Origin of the sequence: Pseudonocardia petroleophila, assembly GCF_014235185.1 — a bacterium.
In the GTDB taxonomy this organism is placed as follows: Bacteria; Actinomycetota; Actinomycetes; order Mycobacteriales; family Pseudonocardiaceae; genus Pseudonocardia; species Pseudonocardia petroleophila.
The window spans coordinates 6,409,056-6,434,628 of sequence record NZ_CP060131.1 but is presented as its reverse complement, the minus strand read 5'-3'; the positions used below and the strand labels follow the sequence as shown (position 1 = coordinate 6,434,628).

Genomic DNA, 25,573 nt, shown 5'->3' with positions numbered 1-25,573 from the left:
GACGGAACGGGCGCTCGCGCCGGGGCCGGCGCGAGCGCCCGCGGTCACGCCCGGGGCATCCGGAGGCCGGCCATCCCGCCGTCGACGGCCAGCTCCGTGCCCGTCACCGACGCCGCGGCCGGGCTCGCGAGGTAGGCGACGGCGTGCGCCACCTCGTCCATCGACACGAGCCGGCCGAGGGGCTGGCGTGCCCGCAACGCCGTCAGGGCGGCATCGGGATCCGCGGCGGCGTCGAGCAGCCGCCCGATCCACGGCGTGTCGACGGTGCCGGGATGCACGCAGTTGACCCGGATGCCCTCGCCCACGTGGTCGGCGGCCATCGCGCGGGCCAGCGCCGTCACCGCCCCCTTGCTCGCGGAGTAGAGCGCCCGCTCGGGCAGCCCCGCCGTGGCCACGATCGACCCGATCACGACGATCGAGGCCGCGGCCGAGGCGCGCAGCGCGGGCAGCGCGGCCCGGGTCACGCGCACCGTGCCGAGCAGGTTGACCTCCAGCACGCGCCGCCACTCGTCCAGGCCGCCCGCCTCCACGGTGCCCGCCGCCCCGATGCCGGCGTTGTTGACCAGCACGTCGAGGCCGCCGAGCCGGTCGAGTGCCTCGGCGACCGCCGACGCGACCGAGGCGTCGTCGGCCACGTCGGCGCGCACCCGTAGCAGCGGGTCCGGTGCCCCTGAGGGGTCGAGGTCCAGCACCGCCACGGTGGCGCCGCGCCCGGCGAGCAGCAGGGCCGTGGCCCGGCCGATCCCGGAGGCGCCGCCCGTGACGAGCGCGGTCATTCCGTCGAGGTCCGTCACGAGAGCGTCTGCCCGCCGTCGACGTGCCACGACTGTCCGGTGACGAAGCGCGTCGCGTCGGAGGCCAGCACCACCGCGAGATCGGCCACGTCCTCCGGCGTGGTGAGGCGCCCCATCGGGATGCCGGTGCGGAACGTCGCGGGGTCGCCGGCGATCTGCCGCTCCGGGCCGATCCCGAGGCGGCGCCACTGCTCGCGCTGCAGTTCGGTGTCGCACGAGCCGGGACACAGGCTGTTGACGCGGATGCCCGCACCGGCCAGCTCCAGCGCGAGGCAGCGGGCCATCATGTCGGTCGCGGCCTTCGACGCGCAGTACGCGCCGAGGTCCATGCGCGGGGTGTCGGCGCAGTTGGAGGTCACCACGACGATCGACCCGCCCGCGGCGCGCTCCCGCATGTGCCGGGACGCGGCCCGCACCGACAGGTAGGCGGCCCGGGTGTTGACGGCGAACTGCGCGTCCCAGTCCTCCACCGGCGAGGTGGTCAGGTCGCCCGCGCGCAGGATGCCCGCGTTGTTGACGAACACGTCCGGTGCGCCCACGGCGTCGACCACGTCCTGCACGGCGCGCTCGGCCTGCTCGGCGTCGGTCAGGTCCGCGGCGACGGCGACGGCGACGCCGCCGAGCCCGGCCGCCGTCCGCTCCGCCCCCTCCGCGTCCTTGTCGATCACCGCGACGGTGGCGCCCTCGCGGGCCAGCGCCGCGGCGATGGCCGCGCCGATGCCGCGGCCCCCGCCGGTGACGGCGGCCGTGCGGCCGGCGAGCACACCCGTCACGACGGGACCTCGTCGCCGTAGCGGGCGCGGATGCTCAGCAGCGAGCCCAGGCTGATCACGGCGATCACGGCCAGCAGCGCGGACATCGGCCATGCGGCGTTGTCGTTGGCGACGAGCAGGGCGCTGGCCAGCAGCGGGACCAGCCCGCCGAGCATGCCGCCGATCTGGTAGCCCAGCGACGCGCCGCTGTAGCGGACCTCCGGCGGGAACATCTCCGAGTACAGCGCGGCCTGCGGCCCGTACATCAGCGGGTGGCCGATGCCCATGACCACGATGACGCCGAGGAACAGCAGCGGCGTCGAGCCGGACTCGATGAGCCAGAACAGCGGGAACGCGAAGAGCGCGACGAGGACCGCGCCCGCGCCGAACACCGGCTTGCGGCCGAGGCGGTCGGACAGCGCGCCGAACAGCGGCACGGTGGCGCACATCAGCACGGCGGCCACGAGCACGGCGGCGAGGAACGTGCCGCGGGGGATGCCCACGTGCGTGGTCGCCCACGACAGGCCGAGCACGGTCACCAGGTAGAAGACGGTGTTGATGATGACGAACGCGCCTGCGGCGCCGAGCACGCTGCGGGTGTGGCGGGTGATCGCGTCCTTGACGGGCATGCGCGCGGTGCCGCCCGCGGCCTCCATCTGCGCGAACACCGGCGACTCCATGATCCGCAGCCGCACCACGAGCCCGACGATGATGAGCAGCGCGCTGGCCAGGAAAGGCAGGCGCCACCCCCAGGCGATGAAGTCCTCGTCGGGCAGGAAGCCGACGGCGGAGAACGCGGCGGTGGAGAGCACCAGCCCCAGCGGGCTGCCGATCTGCGGCCAGGAGCCGTAGAAGCCCCGCCTGCCCGGCGGTGCGTGCTCGACGGCCATCAGGACGGCGCCGCCCCACTCGCCGCCGACGGCGACACCCTGGACGAAGCGCAGCCCCACGACGAGGATCGGCGCGAGGATCCCGATCTGCGCGAACCCGGGCACCAGGCCCATCGCCAGCGTCGCGGCCCCCATGGCCAGCAGCGAGATGACCAGCATCTTCTTGCGGCCGACGCGGTCGCCGTAGTGACCGAAGACCATGCCGCCCAGCGGCCGCGCGGCGAACCCGACGGCGTAGGTGGACAGCGACGCGAGCAGGCCCGCGGCGGGGGAGAAGTCCGGGAAGAACACCGTGGGGAACACCAGCGCAGCGGCGGTGCCGTAGATGTAGAAGTCGTACCACTCCACGGTGGTGCCGACCAGGCTGGCGAAGGCGACCTTGCGGGTCTGGCGTGGCGTGGCCGCGCCGGCGGGTGCGCCGCCTGCGGGACGCTCGGTGGTGTCGGTCATCGGGATGCGACCTCCGTGGGTCGGGTCGGGTCGGGGGTGGGACGGGTGGTGCTCCGCAGGGCGGCGTCGTAGGCGCTGGTGATCGCCTCGCGGGCCTTGCCGGCACGGGCGGCGTCGCCGATCACGACCACCTCCGTGCGCGCTGCGAGCGGGAGCCGGGCGGCGAGGGCGGCGCCCGTTCCGCGGCGGACCCGGTGGTAGAGCCAGTCGCGCATCCGGTCGGAGGCGAACAGGCGGTGGGCGGCGCGCGAGCGGGCGGCGCGGGTGTGCAGCAGCCGGGGGACCACCGCGCCGAGCCCGAAGCGGTAGCGGGCCCCGGTGGCGACGACGACGAGGTCGGCGTCCCGGAGCAGTGCGGCGGTGGCCTCGGTGCGGTAGTGGAACGTGACGCCCTTGCGGGCGCAGTCGCGCTCCATCTCGGCGACGTACGCGGCGAACGTCGGCTCGGCCGCGACCACGTCGTTGAACCGCGGCGCGAGACCGGTGAGCCGGAACGCCCCGCCGGGCCGGTCGGCCCGCTCGACGACGACGACGTCGTTGCCCCGCGCCACCTCGGCGGCGTAGGTCAGCCCGGCCGGCCCCGCGCCGAGCACGACGATGCGGCGCCCGGTGGCGGGGGTGGCGTCCGCGTACTCCAGCTCGCGTCCCGTGGCCGGGTTGACCACGCAGGACAGTGTCGCCCCCGAGCGCATGTGCGTGACGCAGTGGTTGCAGGCCAGGCAGCGCCGCACCGGCTCGCCCGCCTGCGCCTTGGCGACCCACCGCGGGTCGGCGATGAGCGGTCGGCCCAGCGCGACCACGTCGAGGTGGCCCTCGGCCACCGCGCGCGCCGCGACCTCCGGGTCGCCGAGTCGCCCGACCCCGATCACGGGCACGGACACGGACCGCTTCATCCGCGCCGCGTACTCCAGGAAGGTGGCCTCCGGGTACACCATCGGGGGGATCATCCGGGCGGCGTCGGGCAGCGAGCGGTAGTGCCCCGCGGTCACGCTCACCGCGTCGGCGCCGTCGCGCTCGGCCCAGCACCCCACCCGGATGCCCTCGTCGAGGGTGAGGCCACCGGAGAAGAAGTCCTCCACCCCGATGCGGAAGATCACCGGGAGGCCCGGGACCTCGGCCTTGATCCGCCGCAGGATCTCCAGGCCGAAGCGGGCCCGGTTCTCCAGCGACCCGCCGTAGGAGTCGGTCCGGGTGTTCTCCGCCGGCGAGAGGAACTGCGAGATCAGGTAGCCGTGCGCGCCGTGCAGCTCGACGACGTCGAAGCCCGCCTCGCGGGCCCGGCGCGCGGCGGCCACGTACGCGGCGAACGCCTCCTCCAGCCGCTGCGCCGTCATCGCCTCGGGCACCGCGATCTCGTGCTCGATCTCGAACACCGGGGTCGGCACGGCCGACGCGGACACGGGCCGGACCCCCGAGACGACGCTGCGCGCCCGGCTGCCGCCGTGGCCGAGCTGGATCGAGGCCGTCGCGCCCGCCTCGTGCAGCACGTCGACGAGCCGGCGCAGGCCGGGGAGGAACCGGTCGTGGTGGATCCCCAGCTCGTGGAAGCGGTGCTTGCCCGCGATCTCCGGCGACGCCATCTCGACGGTGACCAGGCCGACACCGCCCTCCGCCCGCGCCCGGTAGTAGGCGACGGTCGCGTCGGTGACGTGGCCGTCGTCGTCGGCCAGGCGGGTGGTCATCGACGGCAGCAGGGTCCGGTTGCGCAGTGTGACCCCACCGATGACGACGGGGTCGAAGAGGTCAGCCACGGGACAGCCCCGCCCGCTCGACGACGGAGCGGATCCGGGAGCGCTCGGCGGCACCCACGGGCTGCAGCGGCGGCCGGACGTGCGCCCGGTCGATCCGACCCAGCTCGGCCAGGGCCACCTTCATGCGGTTGTGGCCGTCGAGGAACGGGTCGTCGTAGCAGACCTCCGCCACCGGCCGGATGCGCTCCCAGACGCGCCGGGCCTCGGCGAGGTCCTGCTTCTCGACCGCGCGCCACAGCTCGACGTGCAGGTCGACGACGAGGCTGCCGTGCCCCGAGAGCACCCCGTCGGCACCGAGCACGAGCGAGGCGAGCAGCGAGCGGCTGAAGCTCGACAGCACCGAGACCGGCTTGGCCAGCGAGCGCAGGGCCCGCAGGGTGCGCTCGTAGGCGACGATGTCGTTGGACCACTCCTTGACCGCCACGACGTTGTCGATCTCCGAGCAGATCCGCACGACCGCGTCGGTGCCCAGCCGCAGGCCGGACGTGGACGGGTAGACGAACGCGATCATCGGCAGGCTCGTGGCGTCGGCGATCGCCGCGTAGTGCGCGAACGCCATCTCCGGCCGCAGCTGCGACCCGCCGTCGAGCACGACCGAGGGGAAGACGAGCAGCGCGTCGGCGCCGGCGGCCTCGGCGTCCGCGGCGATCCGGGCGGCCTTGGCGGACCCGTCCTGGTAGACACCGGAGATCACCGGGACGGTGCCGGCCGCCTCGTCGAGCACGACGTCGAGGACGCGGCGCTGCTCGTCGGCGGTGAGGGTCGCGACCTCGGAGGCGTGGGCGTTCGTGGTGATCCCGGTGACGCCGTCCACGTCGAGCAGGGCGCGCACGTGCCTCCGGAGCTGGGGCTCGTCGATCTCGAGGTCGGCGGTGAACGGCAGCAGGTGGGCGGGGATCACACCGCGCAGTGAGACCATCGTCGGTCGTTCCCTTCGTCGGGGCCGCCGGTCGGAGGAGAGCGACCAGCGGGTCGACGGGAAGTTACGTCCGTGGTTCGGGGTGGCGGAAATGCCGATCTGGCAGCTGTTATGCATGTGAGGCATCACAGAGATGCCGTGAGGGGCGGGTAGATGACGCAGGAGAACGCGGTCGAGCTGCGGCACCTGCGCGCGTTCGTCGCGGTGGCCGAGGAGCTGAGCTTCACCCGAGCGGCCGTCCGGCTGCGGATGACCCAGCCCGCCCTGAGCCGCACGATCGCCGGGCTGGAGCGGATGGTGGGCGGCACGCTGGTCCGGCGGGACCGGCGGTCGGTGGCCCTCACCGCGGCGGGCGTCCGGTTCCTGCCGCACGCGCACCGCGTGCTCTCGGCGATGGACGAGGCCGTGCGGGCGGCGTCGGACCGGCTGCCGGTGCTGCGCGTCGGCTTCACGTGGGGCTCCACGGCCGAGTACACCGGGCCGATCGTCCGGGCGTTCGAGCAGGAGCACCCCGACGTCGTGGTCGAGATCCGGCGCTACGACGACGCCGTCGCGGGCCTGGCCGACGGGCGCACCCACGTGGGCTTCCTGCCCGGTGTGCCGGACGACCCGCGCCTGGGCTCGCTGGTGCTGGCCGAGGAGCCCCGGGTGGCGGCGCTGCCCGCCGACCACCCGCTGACCGCGCACGAGGTGGTGCGCCTCGCCGACCTCGCCGATGGGCCGGTGGTGATCAACGTCGTGTCCGGCACCACGACGCCGGACCTGTGGGACGCGGGGCGCAGGCCGCAGGTCATGGTGCGGGTGCGCAACGTCGACGAGTGGATGGAGGCGATCGCCGCGGGCCGCGGGGTGGGCCTGACCCCGGCCTCCACGGGCAGGCTCTACAGCCACCCCGCCATCCGCTACCGCGAGATCGTGGACGCCCCGCGCGTCCCGATCTCACTGGCCTGGCTGCGCAGCGCCGCCCACCCGCTGGTGGCGGAGTTCGTGGCGGTGGCGCGCCGGACCCGGCCGCAGGAGCGCGGGTGAGGTGACCGGCGGGGTCCGGGGCGGGGTGGACGCCGGGGAGCGTCACCGCAGCCCTTCCCCGCGTCGCCGGTCCGGACGAGACTGCGTCGCGTCGCGGCGTTCCGCCGGAGCCGGGCGACGCCGTACCGGGGCGGGACGCCCCCGACCCCGGTCGGCACCGGACGACCGCGACGGCGAGCTGGAGGCGAGATGGACACCCCCCGAACCCCCGACGAACCGGCTCCGGACATGCCGCCCCGGCCCAGTGTCCCGGCCCCCGCCGTCGTACTCGTGCTGGGCGAGAAGGTGGCCGCCGGCGCGGGCGACGACCTGGACCGCGTCCTGGACGACAACCTCGACCTGCTCGGGCCGCTGCGCGACTTCCTCGCCCGCAACAAGGTGCCGCGGGTCGAGCGGGTCGTCACCGCGCTGAGCGTCGGCGAGCTGCTGGAGGCGGAGCGGGAGGCGGCGGACGACCCCGACTTCGCGCCGCTGGAGAGCCTCACCCGGTACTGGCGCATCGACCTCGCGGGCCTGGACGGGGTGAAGTCCGCGGAGCAGCTGGTCGAGGAGCTGCTCGCCGGGGAGCGGGACCGGGCGGCGTCGGAGCGGGGGGTGGTGAACGCCTACGTCGAGTCGGCGGCGCAGAGCCCGGGCGCACCGGCGGCGATCGGCGCTCTGACCGTGCAGTCCGGACAGGGCTGGCTGCGGCCGGGGGAGGAGGGCGTCAACGCCTGGGCGGCCTGGGACCACCGGGGCGGGCGGGGCGAGGACATCCGCGTCGTCGACGTCGAGCAGGGATGGCAGTTCACCCACCCCGACGTGGACGGTCTCGCCGGGACGGCGCCGCTGGTGCACCGCAACCGGTTCGACGAGAGCCCGTCGGAGGGCGACCACGGCACCAGCGTGCTCGGCATCCTCGTCGGGCGCACCAACGGCGTCGGCGGCACCGGCATCGTGCCGCGCGCCACGGTCCGCACCTGCTCGCACTACGACGGCGGCACCGTCATGCGCACCGTCGACGCGATCCTCGTCGCCCGCAACGACCTCGCCGCCGGTGACGTCCTGCTGCTCGAGGTGCACCTGCCGCACACGGGCTATCTGTGCGCCGAGGCCGACGACGCCACCTTCCACGCCATCCGGCTCGCGGCGGCGAAGGGCATCGTCGTCGTCGAGGCCGCGGGCAACGGGGCCGCGGACATCTCGCTGTGGCGCAGCACCGCGGGCCGCAGGCTGTCGCGCGACGTGCCGGCCGAGGACTCCGGGGCGATCGTGGTGGGCGCCTGCTGGCAGGAGGTCGAGACCGACGGCGGGGTCACCGGCCACGCCTACCACGGTGCCGCCCGGTCCAACTACGGGGCGCGGGTGGACTGCTACGCCTGGGGCGACGGCGTGCGGGCCCCCGTCGTCGGCACCCGGGGCGGCGCCCACGGACCCTTCGGCGGCACGAGTGCGGCCGCGGCGATCATCGCCGGGGTCGCCGCCGCGGTGCAGGGGATGGTCGTCGCGGCGGGCGGGCCGCGGCTGCGCACCAAGGCGATGCGCGACCTGCTGCGCGACACGCCGGGCACGGGGCAGGTTCCGGTCGCGTCGACCTTCCTGATCGGGGTCATGCCGGACCTGGGCCGGCTGGCGACGGCGGTGGGCGCCCTGCCGGTTCAGGAGGCGACCGGCAGCAGCACCGCCACGACGGTGCCCGACGGGCCGGAGTGCAGCTCGTAGCGCCCGCCGATCTCCTCGGTGCGGCCGCGGATCGAGCCCAGGCCGACGCCGTCGGCGCCGGGCTCCCGGTCGGGACCGAGCCCCCGGCCGTCGTCGGTGATCCGCACGTCGAGGTGCCGGTCGTCGCGGCGCACGTCGACGTCGGCCCGGGTCGCGCGCGCGTGCTTGACGACGTTGGTGAGCGCCTCGGTGACGACCCGGAACGCCACGACCTCGACCGCGGCGGGCAGCTCGGTCAGGTCGGCGTGCACGTGCAGCCCGACCTCGGGCCCGTGGCCGCGGAAGCGCCCGACCAGGCCCTTCAGCGCGGCCTCCAGACCGTCGTCGAGGGCGGCGGGTCGCAGGCCGTCGATCAGCTCGCGGACCTCGGCGGTGGCGCCGTCCAGGTCGGTGGCGAGCGCGTCGAGCAGGCCGGGGGCGGGCCCGTCGGCGGGCACGGTGCGGCGCACGGCCTCGGTGAGCATCCGCGTGCCGACCAGCGCCGACGCGACCCCGTCGTGCAGGTCCCGGCGGAGCCTGCGGCGTTCCTCCTCGCGGGCGAGCACGAGGCGGTCGCGGGCCCGCGCCAGCGCGACGGCGCTGCGGCACGCGTCCGCGGCCTGGGCGGCCTGCCCGGCCAGGTCGCGCAGCAGCCGGGCGTCGACGGCGGAGAACCGGGTGCCGGCCGTGCGGGGCGCGACGAGCAGCTCACCGACGACCGCGCCGTGGGCGACCATCGGGAACGCCTCGGGCTCACCGGCCCACCGGCCCCGCTCCGCCGCGGTGCCGATGGTGCCGTCGTCGTCGATCACCCGCACGGCCGCGTAGGGCACCCGCAGCGTCTCGACGACCGTCTCGGCGATCCGCGGCAGCACCGCGAGCGGGTCGCGGACGTCGCCGAGGTGCCGGCCCAGCTCGGTGAGCACGGCGTAGGGCTCGTCGCGGCGGCCGTAGAGCAGCCGCCGCACCCCGCGCTGGGCCAGCCACTGCGCGGGCTGCAGCAGGGCCACGACCGCCGCCGCGGCGATCACCGACTGCGTCGGGGAGCCCGGCTGCGCCACCGTCGCCCCGGCGAGCGTCGCGATCCCGACGTAGGCCGCGACGACGAACCCGGTCAGCACCGCCCACACGACGCCGCGGTGGATGTGGAGATCGAGGTCGTGCAGCTGGTAGCGCAGCACCGCGACGGTGAGGCCGAGCGGGAACGCGAGCACGGCGGGCACCCAGGCGAAGGGCACCTGGGAGGCGTCCAGCGCGACGCCCGCGAGCAGCAGCACCCCGGCCGGCAGCAGGCAGGTCAGCTGGCCGCGCACGTGCGGATCGGCCCGCGCCCAGCGCATCGCCAGCGACACCAGCACGCCGATCGTGGCCAGCCCCAGCACCACGGCCGCGCCGCGGGCGACCAGCAGCAGCGCCCGGCCCGGGCCGTCGAGCACCTCCGAGCCGGTGAACAGCAGGCGCGGCTCGAACGCCGCGGCGGCCGCCGCCGCGACGGTGAGCACGGCGGTCGCGGCCACCAGCGCCACCAGGAGCGGCCGCCACCGGGGTGACGGCAGGGCGCCGTCGGGCACGAGCAGCAGGATGATCGGGATCAGCGCCCACGCCGGGAGCCAGAGCCACTTGCTCGACCACGCCACGGGCAGGAACCCCGACCAGCTGACGGCGGCCGCCGCGAGCGCGGCCAGCACGCCCACCAGCAGCATCAGCCGGCCGATCGGGTTGCCGGGCAGCCGGCGCAGCACCAGCACGGCGAGCGGGGTGAACGCGACGGCCAAGGTCACGGTCATCGCCGCACCGGGGGAGGGCGCCGGCTCGGCGACCAGGAACCCGGCGGCGCCCGCGGCGGTCAGGACGCCGGCGACGAGCAGCAGGACGCGGGGCGGCAGCCCGAGCACGCGTGCGAGCCGGTCGGTCGGCACGGGTCAGTGGGCCCAGAAGTTGTGCCACCAGCTGCCGGGGTTGGGCCCCTGCGGAGACGGGTCCAGGTCCTTGTCCAGCGCCGCCAGCATGATCAGCACGTCGGGCAGCTCGCCCTGCACCCGCACCATGCGGACCGACTCCCGGTCCCGTGGCGGGTCGTTGCCCGCGATCCGCCGGGCGATCTCCTCGTCGAGCCGCAGCTGGGCGTGGGCGAGGACCAGGTCGATGCGGGCGACGAGGACCTGCCGGGCCGGGCGCAGCGGCGGGGCCGCGTTCGGGTCGGCGGGCTCCAGCACCTCCCCGGCGCCGTGGTCGACGACGGCGAGCGCCGCACCGCGGGCGTCGAAGTACTCCCAAGCGGTCGTGTCGCCGCCGTCGGCCTCCTCCGCCGTGACGTGCGAGAGCACCGTGGCGGCCGCACCGACGTGCATCCGGTCGTTCCCGGGGGAGATCGCCAGAACGGGATCGGACACGGCGTCACCCTCGCTTCCTCCCCGACGGCCGACTTCTGGTCGCATCCGATTCAGCGTGGCACCCCGGGCGGTGCAGTGGAAGCGGCCGGCACTCGTTCGGCCCAGCCGCGACCCTCAGCGCAGCAGCCCCCGGTCCCGGGCGAGCAGCGCGGCCTGGACCCGGTCGGCGACGCCGAGCACCCCGAGCAGGATCGCGACCCGGTTGCGGACGGTCTTCTCCGCCACCCCCAGCTCGCGGGCCAGCTGGCCGTTGGTGCGGCCCTGCGCGATCAGGCGGAGCAGGCGGAGGTCGGCGGGGGAGAGGCGGTCGAGCGGGGCGGGCAGCGCGGCCGGGCGGGGTGGGCCGAGTGCGGCCGAGGCGACCTCCGGTCCCAGGACGAGCCCGCCGTCGAGCACGGTCCGGGCCGCGCGGACGACGGTGTCGGGCGGGCTGTCCTTGAGCACGTAGCCGGTGGCCCCGGCCTCGAGGCAGGCGCGGACCGAGGAGTCGTCGCGCGTCATCGTCAGCACCAGGACCGGGCAGCCCGGCGTGCGGCGCAGGCGGGTCACCAGGTCGATGCCGCTGCCGTCGGGCAGGCCCAGGTCGACCACGGCGACGTCGACGGCCTCGGCCGCCCCGGTCGCCGCGCCCTCGCGCACCGATCCGGCCTCGACGACGCGCGCGACCCAGTCCTCCAGGGCCAGGAGCGTGGCCAGGCCGCGGCGCATCAGCGGGTGGTCGTCGACCACGAGCACCGTGACCGGCTCCATGCGACGGGACTCTAGCCCGGGAGATCGGGCGGACGTCCCGGTCGCCACGGGATCCGCGGCCTCGTCGCGGGACCGGTCGGAGCCGAGCGTCACGGGTGTCCACCCAGGAACTCCTGAAGGGCCCCCGTGATGCAGACGAGCCAGCAGTTCACCCCATCCGGTAGCGACACCACCGACCTCCTCGCGGCCGCCGCCGCGGGCGTCCCCGGCGCGTGGAGCGAGCTCGTGCGCCGCTACACCCCGCTGCTGCGTTCGCGGATCAGCGGCTTCCGGCTGCAGGAGGCGGACGCGTTCGACGTCGCCCAGGCCACCTGGCTGCGGCTCGCCGAGAACGTGCACCGCATCCACACCCCGCAGCACCTCGGCGGCTGGCTGGCCACCGTCGTGAGCCGGGAGTGCATCCGGCTGCTGCGCCACGGGTCGCGCTCGCTGCCGGTGGAGGAGCCGCTGGCCGCCGCGGCCGACCCGGCGCCCGGTCCCGAGGACCGCGTCGTCGACGACGAGGTGCGCGCCGCACTGCGCACCGCGCTCGAGGCGCTGTCGCCGCGCCGCCGCGCGCTGATGGACGCCCTGTTCACCGACGACCGCAGGCCCTACACCGAGATCGCGCACGACCTCGGGATGGCCGTCGGGAGCCTGGGGCCGACGCGCGCGCGGACGCTGCGCGAGCTGCGCGCGCTCCTCGAGCACTCCGGGATGACGGCCTAGGATTCCACGATGCGGAAAACTTGATCCGTATGGTAGAAAAGCAGCATGAGCCTGCGGATCGACCCCACCCTGCGCACGTTCGTCGCCGAGGAGCTCCTGCCCGGTCTGGACATCGAGCCGGACCGGTTCTGGACCGTCCTCGCCGATCTCCAGGAGCGCTTCGCGCCCCGCATCGCCGCGCAGCTCGCCCGCCGCGACGAGCTGCAGGCGCAGGTCGACGACTGGCACCGCGAGCACGGTGCGGGCGACGCCTCCGCCTACGCGGAGTTTCTCACCGGGATCGGCTACCTGCTGCCCGAGGGAGCGCCGCGCGTGCAGGTCTCCGGCGTCGACGCCGAGATCGCCCAGGTGCCCGGCCCGCAGCTCGTCGTGCCCTCCACGGTGCCGCGCTACGCCCTCAACGCCGCCAACGCGCGCTGGGGCTCGCTCTACGACGCCTTCTACGGCACCGACGCACTGCCGCTGGACCGCGAGCTGGCGAAGGGCTACGACGAGCAGCGCGGCGCCCAGGTCATCGCGGCCGCCGACGAGCTGCTCGACGAGCTGTTCCCGCTCGCGTCCGGCAGCCACGCCGACGTCACGTCCTACGAGGTGGCCGACGGCGTGCTGACGCCGGCGCTCGCCGATCCCGCGCAGTTCGCGGGCTCCGCCGACGGCGTCATCCTGCTGCGCCGCAACGGGTTGCACGTCGAGCTGCGGATCGACCCCGAGCACCGGGTGGGCCGCCAGCACCACGCGGGCGTGGCCGACGTCGTGCTGGAGTCGGCGGTCACCACGATCGTCGACCTGGAGGACTCCGTCGCCACCGTCGACGGCGAGGACAAGACCGAGGCCTACCGCACCTGGCTCGGCCTGATGACCGGCGAGCTGGTGTCGTCGTTCGAGAAGGGCGGGGAGACCGTCGAGCGGCGCGTGCACGGCGACCGCACCTACACCGCACCGGACGGCTCGGAGCTGGTCCTGCCCGGCCGCTCGCTGATGCTGGTGCGCAACTGCGGCCACCACATGACGACGAACGCGGTCCACGCCGGCGACCAGGAGGTCGCCGAGGGCGTCCTCGACGCGCTGGTCTCGGTCACCGCCGCGCTGCACGACCTGCGCGGGCTCGGCCGGCACTCCAACTCGCGCGCGGGCAGCGTCTACATCGTCAAGCCCAAGCAGCACGGGCCCGAGGAGGTGGCGCTCACCGTCGAGCTGTTCGCGGCCGTCGAGGAGGCGCTGGGGCTCGAGCCGCGCACCGTCAAGATCGGGATCATGGACGAGGAGAAGCGCACCTCGCTCAACCTCGCCGCGTGCATCGAGGCCGCGCAGGACCGCGTGATCTTCGTGAACACCGGGTTCCTCGACCGCACCGGCGACGAGATCCACACCGACTTCGAGGCCGGTCCGGTCGTGCGCAAGGACGACATGAAGTCGACGCCGTGGCTCACCGGCTACGAGGACCGCAACGTCGACGTGGCGCTGGCCGCCGGGTTCGTCGGCCAGGCGCAGGTGGGCAAGGGCATGTGGGCCAAGCCCGCCGCGATGGCCGCGATGCTGGAGCAGAAGGGCGCGCAGCCGCAGGCCGGCGCCAACTGCGCGTGGGTGCCCTCGCCGACCGCGGCGACCCTGCACGCGCTGCACTACCTGCGCACCGACGTGCACGCCCGGCAGGAGGAGCTGGCCGGTCGCACGACCGACCGCGCGCTGCTGCTGGAGGTCCCGGTGCAGACCGGTGAGCTGTCCGACGAGGAGAAGCGCCACGAGCTGGAGACCAACGCCCAGTCGATCCTCGGCTACGTCGTGCGCTGGGTCGGGCTGGGCATCGGCTGCTCGACCGTGCCCGACCTGGAGGGCGTCGGCCTGATGGAGGACCGCGCCACCCTGCGGATCTCCAGCCAGCTCATCGCCAACTGGCTGCACCACGGCCTGGTCACCGAGGAGCAGGTGCGGGAGACCTTCGCGCGCATGGCCGAGGTCGTCGACGGGCAGAACGAGGGCGAGCCCGGCTACGCGCCGATGGCGAAGGACCTCGACGGCAGCCCGTCCTTCCAGGCCGCGCTGGACCTGGTGTTCTCCGGGCGCGCCGAGCCCAACGGCTACACCGAGCGCGCCCTGACCACCTGGCGCCAGAAGGCGAAGGCGGGAGCCTGAGTCGCCCGTGCGCGGAAACGGTGGCCCCGGCCACCGTCTCCGCGCACGACCCCACCGGGCGCCGTCGTAGGGTCGACGGGTGCTCGATCTGCGTCCCGTCCCCTTCGACCACCCCGACGCCCTGCGCCTGATCGCGGAGGTCCAGGCCTTCTACCGCGAGCGCTACGGCGACGAGGACCTCACGCCGCTGGACCCGTCGGAGTTCGCGGCGCCGCGCGGGTTCTTCCTCGTCGGCTACGTCGACGGGACCCCCGTCGCCAGCGGCGGGTGGCGGGCGCGCGACGCGGGCGAGGACCCGGAGCTGCGCGACGGCGACGCGGAGCTCAAGCGGATGTACGTGTCCGCGGCCCACCGCGGCCGCGGGTACGCCCGGCTGGTCCTCGCCGAGCTGGAGCGCACCGCCGCGGCGGCCGGCCGCGTCCGGACGGTCCTGGAGACCGGCACGAAGCAGCCCGAGGCCCTCGCGCTCTACGCGAGCGAGGGCTACGAGCCGATGTCGACGTTCGGCATCTACCGCGGCGAGCCCGACAGCCGCTGCTTCGCCAAGCTCCTGCGCGCCCGCGTCCCCTGAGGCCCGCCCCGGGACCTGACCTGACCAGGCCGAACCGGACGATCGGGACGAAGTGCCCAGCCCCCCTGGCGGAGTCCGGATCCGGGGTCCATGATCCGCCCCACGGCATCGACGCCCCGGGGGAAACGGATGATCTCTGCGCAGGCCGACCTGCGGCTCGACACCACGTTCGTCGACTACGTGTTCGTGGTCTTCTACTTCGTACTGGCGCTGGGGATCGGGGTCGCCGCCCGGCGCTCGGTGAACTCCAGCCTCGACTTCCTGCTCTCCGGGCGATCGCTCCCGGCCTGGGTCACCGGCCTGGCGTTCATCTCGGCCAACCTCGGTGCGATCGAGCTGATCGGGTTCACCGCCAACGGCGCGCAGTACGGCATGGCGACCGTGCACTACTACTGGATCGGCGCCGTACCGGCGATGGTCTTCCTCGGCATCGTGATGATGCCCTTCTACTACGGCAGCAAGGCCCGCAGCGTCCCGGAGTTCCTGCGCAAGCGGTTCAACGAGACCACGCAGCGCGTCAACGCCGTGACGTTCGCGCTGGCCCAGGTGCTCATCGCGGGCGTGAACCTGTTCGCGCTCGGCCTGGTGCTGGAGGCGCTGCTCGGCTGGTCGCTGGGCGTCGCGATCCCGGTGGCCGCGTTCGTTGTGCTCAGCTACACGTTCCTCGGCGGCCTGTCGGCCGCGATCTACAACGAGGTGCTGCAGTTCTTCGTGATCCTCGCGCTGCTCATCCCGCTGACGGTGGCCGGGCTCGCCCGGGTCGGCGGCTGGAACGGGCTCGTGGAGAAGGTCACGGCCGGGCCGGGCGGGGCCGAGCAGCTCTCCGCGTGGCCGGGCACCGAGCTCACCGAGATCCAGAACCCGTTCCTGTCGGTGGTCGGCATCGTGTTCGGGCTCGGGTTCGTGCTCAGCTTCGGCTACTGGACGACGAACTTCGCCGAGGTCCAGCGCTGCCTGTCGGCCAAGTCCATGTCGGCCGCGCGGCGCACGCCGATCATCGCGGCGTTCCCGAAGGCGCTGATCCCGGCCGTCATCGTGGTGCCGGGCATCATCGCCGCGGTGCTCGTCCCGCAGCTCACCGACCTCAAGGCGGGGGCGGGGGCCGAGGGCGTCACCTACAACAACACCCTGCAGCTGCTCATGGGCGAGGTGCTGCCCAACGGCGTGCTCGGGGTGGCGCTGGCCGGGCTGCTGGCCGCGTTCATGGCGGGCATGGCGGCGAACGTCAGCTCGCTCAACACGGTGTTCACCTACGACATCTGGCAGGACTGGCTGCGGCCGGGCCGCGAGGACGCCTACTACCTGCGGGTGGGGCGCACCGTGACGATCGTCGGCTGCCTGCTCGCGATCGGCACCGCGTTCCTGGCGGGCAGCTACCAGAACATCATGGACTACATCCAGGCCCTGTTCAGCTTCTTCAACGCCCCGCTGTTCGCGATCTTCATCCTGGGGCTGTTCTGGAAGCGGATGACGGGACCGGCGGGCTGGACGGGCCTGGTGTCCGGCACGATCGCCGCGGTCACGATCGACGTGCTCGTCCGCACCGGCGTGCTCGAGCTGTCGTCGCAGGCGGGCAGCTTCGTCGGGGCGAGCGCGGCGTTCGTCGTCGGCATCGTGGTGGCGGTCATCGTCACGTCGTTCACCCGTCCCAAGCCCGACGCCGAGCTGGTCGGGCTGGTGTGGTCGCTCACCTCCAAGGCGGAGCGCAGCCACTCCACCACCGGTGAGGACGCCGGCTGGTACCGCTCGCCCGCGCTGCTCGGCGGGATCGTCCTGGCCCTGACCGCAGGTCTCTACCTGCTCGTGCCCTGAGACCCGCTCGTGCCATGGGAGGCAACCCGATGACGGACGAGAACACCCCGACCGCCGCGCCGCGCAGCGCGGCCGGCTCGCTGTTCGACCTGCGCACCGTGATCGCCGTGCTGTTCGGCGTCTACGGCGTGATCCTCACCCTGCTCGGCCTGTTCGGCGGCAGCCCCGAGCAGCTGGCGAAGTCCGGCGGCGTCGACATCAACCTGTGGACGGGCATCGGCATGCTCGTCGTCGCCGCGATCTTCGTGACCTGGCAGCGCCTGCGCCCGACGATCACGGGCTGACCGGGCCGCGCACGCACCGGCCGCCCGCGCACGCAGGACGTGCGCGGGCGGCCGGGTGCGCGGGCGTCAGCGCCGGGTGTCGGCGGGCAGGCGCGGGTTGAACACCGTGAGGGTCCAGGCGTCGAGGCGGCGGAGGAGCTGACGGAAGGTGGTGGAAGCAGTCACGTCAGGTACAGCGCGTCGATCTTCTGAATCGTTCCAGCAGATCAGCGTGAGCCCCCTCACGGGTCGTTCGCTGCTCGGAGCCGACGAGCACCGCCGGTAGGGTGGTGGTCAACAAGTCCCCGACCGTCGCCGGTGTCCCCACGCCGACGACGGTGACGCCTGCCCGGCCCCGACCGAGAGGAGTGGCGTGCTCGCGCTCGTCGTCGCCCACCTCGTCGTGGCGCTGCTGCTCCCGCTGGCCTCCGCCCGTGGTCACCGCCTCGCGTTCCTCGTGGCGGCCGTGCTGCCCGCCGTCACCCTGCTGTGGGCGCTGGCGCAGGTGGGGACCGTGCTCGGGGCCGGGGTCACCGAGTCGGTGGCCTGGGCGCCGACGCTCGGGCTGGAGCTGAGCTTCCGCCTCGACGCGCTCGCGCTGGCGATGATCGTGCTGGTCTCCGGCCTCGGCGCGGTGATCCTCGTCTACAGCGCGGGCTACTTCGGACCCACGTCGGAGGAGGCCACCCGCTCGGCCGCGCTGGTGCTCACGTTCGCGGGCGTCATGCTCGGCCTCGTCCTGGCCGACGACCTGCTGACGCTGTACGTGTTCTGGGAGCTCACCTCGATCACGTCGTACCTGCTCGTGGGGCAGCGCGGCGACAAGCGGGAGAGCAGGCGCGCGGCCCTGCAGGCGCTGCTGGTCACGGTGCTGGGCGGGCTGTCGATGCTGCTCGGGTTCGTGCTGCTCGGCGAGGCGGCGGGCACGTACCGGATCTCGGAGATCCTCGCCGACCCGCCGCGCGGCGGGATGGTCCCGGTGGCGCTGCTGCTGATCCTGCTCGGGGCGTTCACGAAGTCGGCGCAGCTGCCCTTCCACCCGTGGCTGCCGGCCGCGATGGTCGCGCCCACCCCCGTCAGCGCGTACCTGCACGCGGCGTCGATGGTGAAGGCCGGGGTCTACCTGGTGGCCCGCCTGTCGCCCGGGTTCGCCGACCTCGCGGTGTGGTGGGTGCCGATCGTCGTCGTCGGGCTGGGCACGATGCTCGTCGGCGGCTGGCGGGCGCTCGCCGAGACCGACCTCAAGCGGGTGCTCGCCTTCGGCACCGTCAGCCAGCTCGGCTTCCTCATGGTCCTGTTCGGCGCGGGCGGGCGGATCGCGGCGCTGGCCGGCATCGGGATGCTGCTCGCGCACGGGCTGTTCAAGGCCCCGCTGTTCATGATCGTCGGGGCGATCGACCACGCCACCGGCACCCGCGACCTGCGCAGGCTCTCGGGCCTGCGCCGGTCGATGCCCGGCCTCGCGATCGCCGGTGTGCTCGCCGCGGCGTCGATGGCCGGACTGCCGCCGCTGCTCGGGTTCATCGGCAAGGAGACCGCGTTCGAGGCCTTCATCGCCGAGGAGGGCGCGCGGAGCTGGGCGATCGCGATCGGGCTGCTCGTCGGCTCGGTGCTCACCGCGGCCTACAGCGCCCGGTTCGTGTGGGGGGCGTTCGCGGACAAGGCAGGGAAGGACGCGACGCCGGTGCACGCGCCGGGGCCGCTGCTCACCGCACCGGTCTGGCTGTGCGTGCTGGGCGGGCTCGCGCTCGGGCTCGTCGCCCCCGTCGTCGACGCGCTGGCGGGCCCCTACGCCGACCAGTACGTGCCCGTCGACGCCGAGCAGGCCGACTACGACCTCGCGCTGTGGCACGGCCTCGGCCTGCCGCTGCTGTTCTCGGCGATCGCCCTCGGCGGCGGTCTCGCCCTGCACGTGCAGCGCAGGCGCGTGAAGAAGCTCGCGCACCGCAGCCCGCTCAGCGCCCAGAACGGCTACGAGAACACGGTGGCCGGCCTGGAGCGCGTGGCCGTCGGCGTCACCGGGCGGTTGCAGGTGGGTTCCCTGCCCGCCTACCTCGCCACGATCCTGGCCGTGGTGGTGCTGTTCCTCGCCCCGGCCACCATCGTCGGCGGCACGTGGCCCGGTGACCAGGTCTTCTACCACGAGATCGCGCAGGTCCCGCTGGGGATCGCGGTCGTGGTGGCCGCCGTCGCGGTGGTGCGCGCCCGGCGCCGGTTCACCGCGGTGCTGCTCGTCGGCGTCATCGGCTACGGCGTGGGCGGGCTGTTCGTCGTCGACGGCGCGCCCGACCTCGCGCTCGCGCAGTTCCTCGTGGAGACGCTGTCGCTGGTGGCGTTCGTCTTCGTGCTGCGCCGGCTGCCGTCGCACTTCACCGAGCAGGCGTCCCCGCGGCGCTCGCAGGTGTTCAAGGCCGCGCTGGCCGCGGTCGGCGGCACCGTCGTCGCCGGGGTGGCGGTGGTGCTGTCCGGCGCCCGGGTCGGTCCGGCGTCGGCCAGCGACGACTTCGTGGCGCTGGCCCCCGAGGGCGCCGGGGCCGACAACATCGTCGCCGCGATCATCGTCGACTTCCGGGCGCTCGACACCGTCGGCGAGATCGGCGTGCTGTTCGTCGCCGCGGCCGGCGTCGCCAGCCTCGTCCTCGCCACCCGCTACGACCGGGGCCGCGGCAGCGGCAGCGGCACCCCCTCCCACGAGAAGGACGTGCTCGGATGACCGACCCCGTCCACACCGATCCCGTCCCGTTCGACGAGTGGGACCGCCCCGTCGAGGGCTGGCTGCTCTCCGGGCGCTGCCGCGACGGGCACGACCGCACGCTGCTGCTCGAGGTCGCCACCCGCACGCTGTTCCCGACGATGCTCGTGTTCTCGCTGTACCTGCTGCTGGTGGGGCACTACTCGCCCGGCGGCGGCTTCTCCGGCGGGCTGGTCGCGGGCCTGGCGTTCGTGCTGCGCTACATCGCGGGCGGGGACGTCGGGCTCGGCGCGGTGGTGTCGGTGCGCCCGCCGGTGCTGATCGGCTCCGGCCTCACGATCTCGGTGCTCACGGCGCTGGTGCCGCTGGCGCTGGGGGCTCCGGTGCTGTCCAGCGCGAAGCTGGAGACGACGCTGCCGCTGGTCGGGACCGTCTCCACGCAGACCAGCCTGTTCCTCGACGTCGGGGTCTACGTCCTCATCGTGGGCGTGGTGCTCGACCTGCTGCGCTCGCTCGGCGCCGGCATCGACCGCGACATGCACGACGCGGGGGAGAGCCCCTGATGACCACCATCAACGTGATCATGGCGCTCACGGTCGGCACCCTGTTCGCCGCGGGCTTCTACCTGCTGCTGCAGCGCTCGCTCATGCGCGTGCTGCTCGGCGTCGTCGTGCTCGGGCACGGCACCAACCTGCTGCTGCAGATCGCCGCGGGCCCGCCCGGGGCCCCTCCGGTGCTCGGCACGGGCATCGTGGGGGCCATCACCGACCCGCTGCCGCAGGCGCTCGCCCTCACCGCGGTGGTGATCACCTTCGCGCTCACCACGTTCCTGCTGGCGCTGGGCTACCGGTCGTTCGTGCTGGTCGGCCACGACGAGGTGCAGGACGACGTCGAGGACCGCCGCATCGCCACCCAGCGGATGCCGTCGGCGTCGCTGGACGAGGACCACGACCACGCCGACCGCGACCGCCCGTCCGACGACGACGGGACCGACGACGACGAGGCCGACGACGACCTCGAGACGGCGGCCCGGTGAACCCCGCCGTCGACACGAGCCCGTACGCGTGGCTGCTCGCCCTCCCCGTGCTGCTGCCGATCCTCGGCGCGGCCGTGACCGTCATCGGGAGCCGCTCGCCCACGCTGCAGCGCGTCGTCGGCATCGTGGTGCTCCTCGCGGTGTCGGCGATCGCCGGCGTGCTGCTCGTCGTCAGCGACGGGTCCGGGCCGGTGGTCGCCTCGCTCGGCGGCTGGGCCGCGCCCGTCGGGATCGCGCTGGTGGCCGACCGGCTCTCGGCGCTGCTGCTGCTGGTCTCCACGCTGGTGACGCTCGCGGTGCTGGTCTACGCGATCGACCAGCGCATCGCCGACTACGGCCGCGGCACCGCCAGCACCACGTTCCATCCCATGTACCTCATGCTGTCGGCGGGCGTCTCGCTCGCCTACCTCGTCGGCGACCTGTTCTCGCTGTTCGTGGCGTTCGAGGTCATGCTCACCGCGTCCTACGTCCTGATCACCCGGCGCACCAGCGCGAAGAAGATCCGCGCGGGGATGACGTACGTGACGGTCAGCCTGCTGTCCTCGCTGCTGTTCCTCACCGCGATCGCGCTGGTCTACGCGGCCACCGGCACGGTCAACCTCGCCGACCTCGCGGGCCGCGTCGAGCTGCTGCCGCCCGGCCTGGCCACCGTCCTCGGCCTGATGCTGCTGCTGGTGTTCGGGATCAAGGCCGCGATGGTGCCGCTGCACTTCTGGCTGCCCGACAGCTACCCGAACGCCCCCGGCCCGGTCGCGGCGCTGTTCGCGGGCCTGCTCACCAAGGTCGGCTTCTACGCGATGCTGCGGACCCAGACGCTGCTCTTCCCCCGCGAGGAGCCCTGGGCGCTGCTGCTGGTGATCGCCACCGCCACGATGCTGATCGGGGCGCTCGGGGCGCTCGCGCAGAACGACATGAACCGGCTGCTGTCGTTCCTGCTGGTCAGCCACATCGGGTTCATGCTGTTCGGGCTCGCGGTGTTCGACGCCGCCGGGGTGTCCGGCGCCGCGCTCTACGCCGCGCACCACATCACGGTGCTGGCCACGCTGTTCCTGGTCAGCGGTCTGATCACCCGGCGCACCGGCACCGTCCTGCTCGACGAGATGGGCGGGTTGCTGCGCACGGCGCCGTGGCTCGCCGCGCTCTACGCCGTCCCCGCGCTCACGCTCGCGGGCGTGCCGCCGACGGCCGGGTTCGTCGCGAAGCTGGCGCTGCTGCAGGCCGGCGCGGCGGCCGGGCTGTGGCCCACCGTCGTCGCCGGGGTGGTGGTCGTGGCCAGCCTGCTCACCCTCTACGCCCTGGCCCGGGTGTGGGTGCGCGTGTTCTGGGGCGAGCCGAAGGCCGCGCTGCCCGACGACGATCCCGACGACGAGGTGCTGGTGGGCACGTCGCGCACGCCCACGCCGATGTTCGCGGCCACGGCCGGGCTGGTCGTGGTGAGCCTGGCGATCGCGGCGTTCGCCGGGCCGCTGACGTCGGTCACCGGGCGGGCCGGGGTCGACCTGCTCGACCGCGAGCCCTACATCGCCGCGGTGCTGGGGGCGGAGCGATGAACCGGGCGCTGAGCGTGGCGTGGCTGACGCTGGTGTGGGTGCTGCTGTGGGGGTCGTTCACGCTGCTGACGATCGTCGGCGGGGTGGTGGTCGGGTACGTGATCACCGGGATCTGGCGGCCGGGCGCGGTCGAGGGACGGCTGCCCGTGCGGCCGCTGGCGCTGCTGCGGCTGGTCGGGTTCCTCGCGCGCGACCTGGTGGTGTCCTCGGCCGAGGTGAGCCGGCAGACGCTGCGGCACGGGCCGCGGACGCTCGGCGCGGTGCTGGACCTGCCGCTGCTGAGCAGCTCCGACCGCGTCGTCGCGCTCGTCGCGGGGGCCTACACGCTCACGCCGGGCACGCTGGTCCTGCAGATGGACCTGCGGCAGAGCCGCTGGTACATCTACGTCGTCGGGCCGCGCGACGCCGCGGGGGTCGAGACGGCCCGCCGGTCCGCGCTGGGCATCCAGCGGCGGGTGCTCGCGGCCTTCGGCACACCGGAGGAGCACGCGGCGGCTCTGGAGCTGGAGAGGGCGTGCTCGCGCTGATGGACACCGTCTACGTGATCGTGCTCGGGATCATGGTCCTGGCCGGTCTGCTCACGCTCGTGCGCCTGTTCCGCGGCCCCGACACGCTCGACCGGATCGCCGCCCTCGACGTGTTCGTCGTCCTCATCATCGGGGCCACCGCGGTGTACGTGGCGTACTTCCGCGACGGCTCGAACATCCCGCTGCTGGTGGCGTTCGCCCTGCTGGCGTTCGTCGGGTCCGCCACGGCCGCGCGGCTGGCCGAGCGAAGGGAGTGGCACCGGTGATCCCCGCCGCCGTCACGGACGTCCTGTCCGCGGTCCTGCTGCTGGCCGGTGCGACGCAGTGCCTGCTGGGGGCGATCGGCCTGGTCCGCCTGCCCAGCGTCCTGTCCCGGATGCAGGCGGCCACGAAGCCGCAGACGCTCGGGCTGTTCCTCATCCTCGCCGGGGCCGCGCTGCGGGTGCCGCTCGACAGCGCGGTCACGCTGCTGCTCGTCGCGGTGTTCCAGCTGATCACCGCGCCGGTCATCGCGCAGCTCGTCGGGCGGTCGGCGTACAACGGCGGGTCGGTGCAGCCCCGGCTGCTCGTCGTCGACGAGCTGGCGCCGCGGATGCCGCGCGAGGGACCGGAACCCCCGCCGTCATAGGGTGACCCGGTGCCCCTCTACGCGCTCGGTGACGTCGAGCCCGACATCCATCCCGACGCCTACGTCCACCCGGACGCCGTCGTGATCGGCAACGTGACGATCGGCGCCGAGTCGTCGGTGTGGCCCACGGCGGTGCTCCGCGGCGACGACGGCCACATCGTCGTCGGCGCCCGCACGAGCATCCAGGACGGGTCGATCATCCACACCACGCTGGAGCGGCCGACGATCATCGGCGACGAGGTGACGGTCGGCCACAACGTGCACATCGAGGGCGCCACGATCGGCGACCGCGCGCTGGTCTCGTCCGGGTCGGTGGTGCTCAACGGGGCCACGGTCGGCGAGGGCGCGATCGTCGCCGCCGGGGCCGTGGTGTCGCCGAAGGCGCAGATTCCGCCGCGGACCATGGCGCTGGGGATCCCGGCGCGGGTGCGCGAGGGCTTCGAGGTGCCGGCCGACGCCACCGCCTACGCCGCCACGTCCTACGTCCGTCGCGGGAAGCGGTTCCGCGCCGAGCTCCGTCGACTGGAGGGCTGAGATGGCCAAGCCGTTGCACGAGGTCGTCGAGGCGGGGTGGGCGCAGGCCCTGGAGCCCGTCGCCCCGGTGATCGCCGACATGGGGGAGTTCCTGCGCGCCGAGATGGGGGCCGGGCGGCGCTACCTGCCGGCCGGGGCGAACATCCTGCGCGCCTTCACCCAGCCCTTCGACGCCGTGCGCGTGCTGATCGTCGGCCAGGACCCGTACCCGACGCCGGGGCACGCGATCGGGCTGTCGTTCTCGGTGGCGCCGGAGACGAAGCCGGTGCCGCGCTCGCTGGCCAACATCTTCCGCGAGTACAGCGACGACCTCGGCCACCCGACGCCGGCCACCGGCGACCTCACGCCGTGGGCCGAGCAGGGCGTGCTGCTGCTCAACCGCGTGCTCACGGTGGAGCCGGGCAACCCGGGATCGCACCGGGACAAGGGCTGGGAGAAGGTCACCGAGCAGGCGATCCGCGCACTCGTCGACCGCGACGGGGAGCCGCTGGTGGCGATCCTGTGGGGCCGCGACGCCCGCAACCTCGCCCCGCTGCTCGTCGACGTGCCGCTGGTGGAGTCGGCCCACCCCAGCCCGATGAGCGCCGACCGCGGGTTCTTCGGCTCCAAGCCGTTCAGCCGCGCCAACGACCTGCTCGAGGAGATCGGCGGCGAACCCGTCGACTGGAAGCTGCCGTAGCGCCGGGCGGCCCGCCGCCCGGACCGGCCGCGGGGAACGGCCCTTGCCGCGGCACTGAACACGCGCTGAACATGCGTTCAGCACCGGCGGCCGGCACCGGAGACCTCACCGCCCGCGCGCGCATCCGCGACGCCGCGGTCGAGGTGTTCGGCAGCACCGGGTTCGACGCGCCGGTGCGCGCCGTGGCCGCCCGGGCCGGGGTCAGCCCCGGCGTGCTCAACCACCACTTCGGGCCGAAGGACGGGCTGCGCGCCGCGTGCGACGAGCACGTGCTGCGCCGGATCCGCGAGGCCGAGACCGACGCCGTCACGGGCAGCCCGGCGGCGGCACTCGCCCGGCTCGCGGCCGTCGAGGAGCACGCCCGGCTCGCCGCGTACGTCCTGCAGGCGCTGCAGGCCGGTGGGGACCTGGCCGCCGCGTTCGTCGAGCAGATGGTGTCCGACGCCGAGGGCTACCTGGCCGCGGGTGTCGCGGCCGGCACGGTGCGGCCCAGCCGGGACCCGGCGGCGCGCGCCCGCCACCTCACGCTCTCCGCCCTGGGCTCGCTGCTGCTGCACGCCCGCCTGCGGACCGGCGGCACCGACCTGCCCGGGCTGCTGCGGCAGGCCCCGGTCCCGCCCGGCCCACCCGCTGACCCGGTCCCCACCCCCGTCCAGGAGTCCCCATGAGCACGCCCGTGCACGACGGTCGTCCCGGCCTGATCCGCCCCGCAGACGGCGAACGGCACCCCCGCCGTGGCGGGGGTGCCGTCGTCGGTGCGTCGGTGTGCGCTCAGGCGCGCGCGACCTTGCCGGCCTTCAGGCAGGAGGTGCACACGTTGAGGCGGGTACGGTTGCCACCGGTGGTGAGACGGGCCCGAACGGTCTGGATGTTCGGGTTCCAGCGGCGGTTGGTGCGGCGGTGCGAGTGCGAGACGGACATGCCGAAGCCCGGACCCTTGCTACAGACGTCGCAGACGGCAGCCACGTCGAACTCCTCGAATCGGGGAAACGCCGGGATGCCCCGGTCGTGAATCACGAGGATACCTGCGGC

At 74.2% G+C, this 25,573-nt stretch carries 26 protein-coding genes; 17 read left to right on the top strand and 9 right to left on the bottom strand.

Annotation, left to right across the window (positions count from 1 at the left end; translation table 11 throughout):
• Positions 1-44: 44 nt before the first annotated feature.
• From H6H00_RS31480 to H6H00_RS31460, 5 genes are read right to left on the bottom strand one after another with little or no spacing between them, the layout of a single operon-like run.
• Positions 45-776 carry an SDR family NAD(P)-dependent oxidoreductase gene (locus H6H00_RS31480; RefSeq protein WP_185722921.1) on the bottom strand — a complete coding sequence of 244 codons (732 nt, stop codon included), beginning with the start codon at positions 774-776 and terminating at the stop codon, positions 45-47.
• 14 nt (positions 777-790) lie between these two features.
• Positions 791-1,567 (bottom strand): SDR family NAD(P)-dependent oxidoreductase, encoded by a 777-nt coding sequence (locus H6H00_RS31475; protein WP_255425485.1) that lies wholly within the window; start codon positions 1,565-1,567, stop codon positions 791-793.
• A complete protein-coding gene (locus H6H00_RS31470; RefSeq protein WP_185719270.1) occupies positions 1,564-2,886 on the bottom strand; it encodes an MFS transporter in 1,323 nt (440 codons plus the stop codon). Before H6H00_RS31470 ends, H6H00_RS31475 begins: the two co-directional genes overlap by 4 nt.
• Positions 2,883-4,637: an oxidoreductase gene (locus H6H00_RS31465; protein WP_185719268.1), complete on the bottom strand. Its 1,755-nt coding sequence runs from the start codon at positions 4,635-4,637 to the stop codon at positions 2,883-2,885. The genes H6H00_RS31470 and H6H00_RS31465 overlap by 4 nt, the downstream gene beginning before the upstream one ends.
• On the bottom strand, positions 4,630-5,556 hold the full coding sequence (locus H6H00_RS31460; protein ID WP_185719266.1) for a dihydrodipicolinate synthase family protein: 927 nt from the start codon (positions 5,554-5,556) through the stop codon (positions 4,630-4,632). The genes H6H00_RS31465 and H6H00_RS31460 overlap by 8 nt, the downstream gene beginning before the upstream one ends.
• Positions 5,557-5,709: 153 nt before the next feature.
• Between H6H00_RS31460 and H6H00_RS31455 the strand changes: the two genes are divergently transcribed.
• Entirely contained in the window at positions 5,710-6,585 is an 876-nt protein-coding gene (locus H6H00_RS31455) for a LysR family transcriptional regulator (protein WP_185719265.1), read from the top strand.
• Positions 6,586-6,774: 189 nt separating this feature from the next.
• The gene (locus tag H6H00_RS31450) at positions 6,775-8,286 is read left to right on the top strand and encodes a S8 family serine peptidase (RefSeq protein WP_185719263.1); all 1,512 of its coding nucleotides are present in this window, start codon (positions 6,775-6,777) and stop codon (positions 8,284-8,286) included.
• Here H6H00_RS31450 and H6H00_RS31445 read toward each other — a convergent pair.
• The 3 genes from H6H00_RS31445 to H6H00_RS31435 form a co-directional block, all read right to left on the bottom strand.
• Positions 8,223-10,184 (bottom strand): sensor histidine kinase, encoded by a 1,962-nt coding sequence (locus H6H00_RS31445; protein ID WP_185719261.1) that lies wholly within the window; start codon positions 10,182-10,184, stop codon positions 8,223-8,225. The genes H6H00_RS31450 and H6H00_RS31445 overlap by 64 nt on opposite strands.
• Before the next feature lie 3 nt (positions 10,185-10,187).
• Positions 10,188-10,658 (bottom strand): hypothetical protein, encoded by a 471-nt coding sequence (locus tag H6H00_RS31440; RefSeq protein WP_185719259.1) that lies wholly within the window; start codon positions 10,656-10,658, stop codon positions 10,188-10,190.
• Between the two features lie 114 nt (positions 10,659-10,772).
• Positions 10,773-11,408 carry a response regulator gene (locus tag H6H00_RS31435; RefSeq protein ID WP_185719257.1) on the bottom strand — a complete coding sequence of 212 codons (636 nt, stop codon included), beginning with the start codon at positions 11,406-11,408 and terminating at the stop codon, positions 10,773-10,775.
• A 129-nt stretch (positions 11,409-11,537) separates the two neighbouring features.
• On the opposite strand from H6H00_RS31435, the gene H6H00_RS31430 reads away from it, so the two are divergent.
• From H6H00_RS31430 to H6H00_RS31360, 15 genes are all read left to right on the top strand, one after another.
• Entirely contained in the window at positions 11,538-12,116 is a 579-nt protein-coding gene (locus tag H6H00_RS31430) for an RNA polymerase sigma factor (protein WP_255425901.1), read from the top strand.
• A 45-nt stretch (positions 12,117-12,161) separates the two neighbouring features.
• Positions 12,162-14,249, top strand: coding sequence for a malate synthase G (locus tag H6H00_RS31425; protein ID WP_185719253.1), 2,088 nt, complete (start codon positions 12,162-12,164; stop codon positions 14,247-14,249).
• Between the two features lie 79 nt (positions 14,250-14,328).
• Positions 14,329-14,820 carry a GNAT family N-acetyltransferase gene (locus H6H00_RS31420; RefSeq protein WP_185719252.1) on the top strand — a complete coding sequence of 164 codons (492 nt, stop codon included), beginning with the start codon at positions 14,329-14,331 and terminating at the stop codon, positions 14,818-14,820.
• A gap of 129 nt (positions 14,821-14,949) precedes the next feature.
• The gene (locus H6H00_RS31415; RefSeq protein ID WP_185719250.1) at positions 14,950-16,632 is read left to right on the top strand and encodes a sodium:solute symporter family protein; all 1,683 of its coding nucleotides are present in this window, start codon (positions 14,950-14,952) and stop codon (positions 16,630-16,632) included.
• A gap of 29 nt (positions 16,633-16,661) precedes the next feature.
• Positions 16,662-16,916, top strand: a complete 255-nt coding sequence (locus H6H00_RS31410; protein WP_185719248.1) for a hypothetical protein — start codon at positions 16,662-16,664, stop codon at positions 16,914-16,916.
• 352 nt (positions 16,917-17,268) lie between these two features.
• Positions 17,269-19,608, top strand: a complete 2,340-nt coding sequence (gene mbhE / locus H6H00_RS31405; protein ID WP_185719246.1) for a hydrogen gas-evolving membrane-bound hydrogenase subunit E — start codon at positions 17,269-17,271, stop codon at positions 19,606-19,608.
• Entirely contained in the window at positions 19,605-20,150 is a 546-nt protein-coding gene (locus H6H00_RS31400) for an MnhB domain-containing protein (protein WP_185719244.1), read from the top strand. The genes mbhE and H6H00_RS31400 overlap by 4 nt, the downstream gene beginning before the upstream one ends.
• Positions 20,150-20,623: a Na(+)/H(+) antiporter subunit C gene (locus H6H00_RS31395; protein WP_185719242.1), complete on the top strand. Its 474-nt coding sequence runs from the start codon at positions 20,150-20,152 to the stop codon at positions 20,621-20,623. Before H6H00_RS31400 ends, H6H00_RS31395 begins: the two co-directional genes overlap by 1 nt.
• Positions 20,620-22,173: a Na+/H+ antiporter subunit D gene (locus H6H00_RS31390; protein ID WP_255425484.1), complete on the top strand. Its 1,554-nt coding sequence runs from the start codon at positions 20,620-20,622 to the stop codon at positions 22,171-22,173. Before H6H00_RS31395 ends, H6H00_RS31390 begins: the two co-directional genes overlap by 4 nt.
• Positions 22,170-22,700: a Na+/H+ antiporter subunit E gene (locus tag H6H00_RS31385; protein WP_185719241.1), complete on the top strand. Its 531-nt coding sequence runs from the start codon at positions 22,170-22,172 to the stop codon at positions 22,698-22,700. Before H6H00_RS31390 ends, H6H00_RS31385 begins: the two co-directional genes overlap by 4 nt.
• Positions 22,688-22,966: an MrpF/PhaF family protein gene (locus H6H00_RS31380; RefSeq protein WP_344735338.1), complete on the top strand. Its 279-nt coding sequence runs from the start codon at positions 22,688-22,690 to the stop codon at positions 22,964-22,966. The genes H6H00_RS31385 and H6H00_RS31380 overlap by 13 nt, the downstream gene beginning before the upstream one ends.
• Positions 22,963-23,328, top strand: coding sequence for a monovalent cation/H(+) antiporter subunit G (gene mnhG / locus H6H00_RS31375; RefSeq protein ID WP_255425483.1), 366 nt, complete (start codon positions 22,963-22,965; stop codon positions 23,326-23,328). Before H6H00_RS31380 ends, mnhG begins: the two co-directional genes overlap by 4 nt.
• A 9-nt stretch (positions 23,329-23,337) precedes the next feature.
• Positions 23,338-23,862 (top strand): gamma carbonic anhydrase family protein, encoded by a 525-nt coding sequence (locus tag H6H00_RS31370; RefSeq protein ID WP_185719240.1) that lies wholly within the window; start codon positions 23,338-23,340, stop codon positions 23,860-23,862.
• 1 nt (position 23,863) lies between these two features.
• Positions 23,864-24,541 (top strand): uracil-DNA glycosylase, encoded by a 678-nt coding sequence (locus H6H00_RS31365; protein WP_185719239.1) that lies wholly within the window; start codon positions 23,864-23,866, stop codon positions 24,539-24,541.
• A 71-nt stretch (positions 24,542-24,612) separates the two neighbouring features.
• Complete coding sequence (locus tag H6H00_RS31360; protein WP_185719237.1) at positions 24,613-25,209, top strand: TetR/AcrR family transcriptional regulator; 597 nt, start codon at positions 24,613-24,615, stop codon at positions 25,207-25,209.
• A 103-nt stretch (positions 25,210-25,312) separates the two neighbouring features.
• Here the strand turns inward: H6H00_RS31360 and rpmB are convergent, their stop codons facing one another.
• Positions 25,313-25,507, bottom strand: a complete 195-nt coding sequence (rpmB, locus tag H6H00_RS31355; protein ID WP_185722917.1) for a 50S ribosomal protein L28 — start codon at positions 25,505-25,507, stop codon at positions 25,313-25,315.
• Positions 25,508-25,573 lie beyond the last annotated feature (66 nt).

Bases quoted from the DNA above. Each gene is read 5' to 3' on its own strand.
- H6H00_RS31480 (WP_185722921.1), bottom strand. From the start codon at position 776: ATGACCGCGCTCGTCACGGGCGGCGCCTCCGGGATCGGCCGGGCCACG.
- H6H00_RS31470 (WP_185719270.1), bottom strand. From the start codon at position 2,886: ATGACCGACACCACCGAGCGTCCCGCAGGCGGCGCACCCGCCGGCGCG.
- H6H00_RS31460 (WP_185719266.1), bottom strand. From the start codon at position 5,556: ATGGTCTCACTGCGCGGTGTGATCCCCGCCCACCTGCTGCCGTTCACC.
- H6H00_RS31455 (WP_185719265.1), top strand. From the start codon at position 5,710: ATGACGCAGGAGAACGCGGTCGAGCTGCGGCACCTGCGCGCGTTCGTC.
- H6H00_RS31450 (WP_185719263.1), top strand. From the start codon at position 6,775: ATGGACACCCCCCGAACCCCCGACGAACCGGCTCCGGACATGCCGCCC.
- H6H00_RS31435 (WP_185719257.1), bottom strand. From the start codon at position 11,408: ATGGAGCCGGTCACGGTGCTCGTGGTCGACGACCACCCGCTGATGCGC.
- H6H00_RS31430 (WP_255425901.1), top strand. From the start codon at position 11,538: ATGCAGACGAGCCAGCAGTTCACCCCATCCGGTAGCGACACCACCGAC.
- H6H00_RS31425 (WP_185719253.1), top strand. From the start codon at position 12,162: ATGAGCCTGCGGATCGACCCCACCCTGCGCACGTTCGTCGCCGAGGAG.
- H6H00_RS31415 (WP_185719250.1), top strand. From the start codon at position 14,950: ATGATCTCTGCGCAGGCCGACCTGCGGCTCGACACCACGTTCGTCGAC.
- H6H00_RS31410 (WP_185719248.1), top strand. From the start codon at position 16,662: ATGACGGACGAGAACACCCCGACCGCCGCGCCGCGCAGCGCGGCCGGC.
- H6H00_RS31400 (WP_185719244.1), top strand. From the start codon at position 19,605: ATGACCGACCCCGTCCACACCGATCCCGTCCCGTTCGACGAGTGGGAC.
- H6H00_RS31395 (WP_185719242.1), top strand. From the start codon at position 20,150: ATGACCACCATCAACGTGATCATGGCGCTCACGGTCGGCACCCTGTTC.
- H6H00_RS31385 (WP_185719241.1), top strand. From the start codon at position 22,170: ATGAACCGGGCGCTGAGCGTGGCGTGGCTGACGCTGGTGTGGGTGCTG.
- H6H00_RS31365 (WP_185719239.1), top strand. From the start codon at position 23,864: ATGGCCAAGCCGTTGCACGAGGTCGTCGAGGCGGGGTGGGCGCAGGCC.
- H6H00_RS31360 (WP_185719237.1), top strand. From the start codon at position 24,613: ATGCGTTCAGCACCGGCGGCCGGCACCGGAGACCTCACCGCCCGCGCG.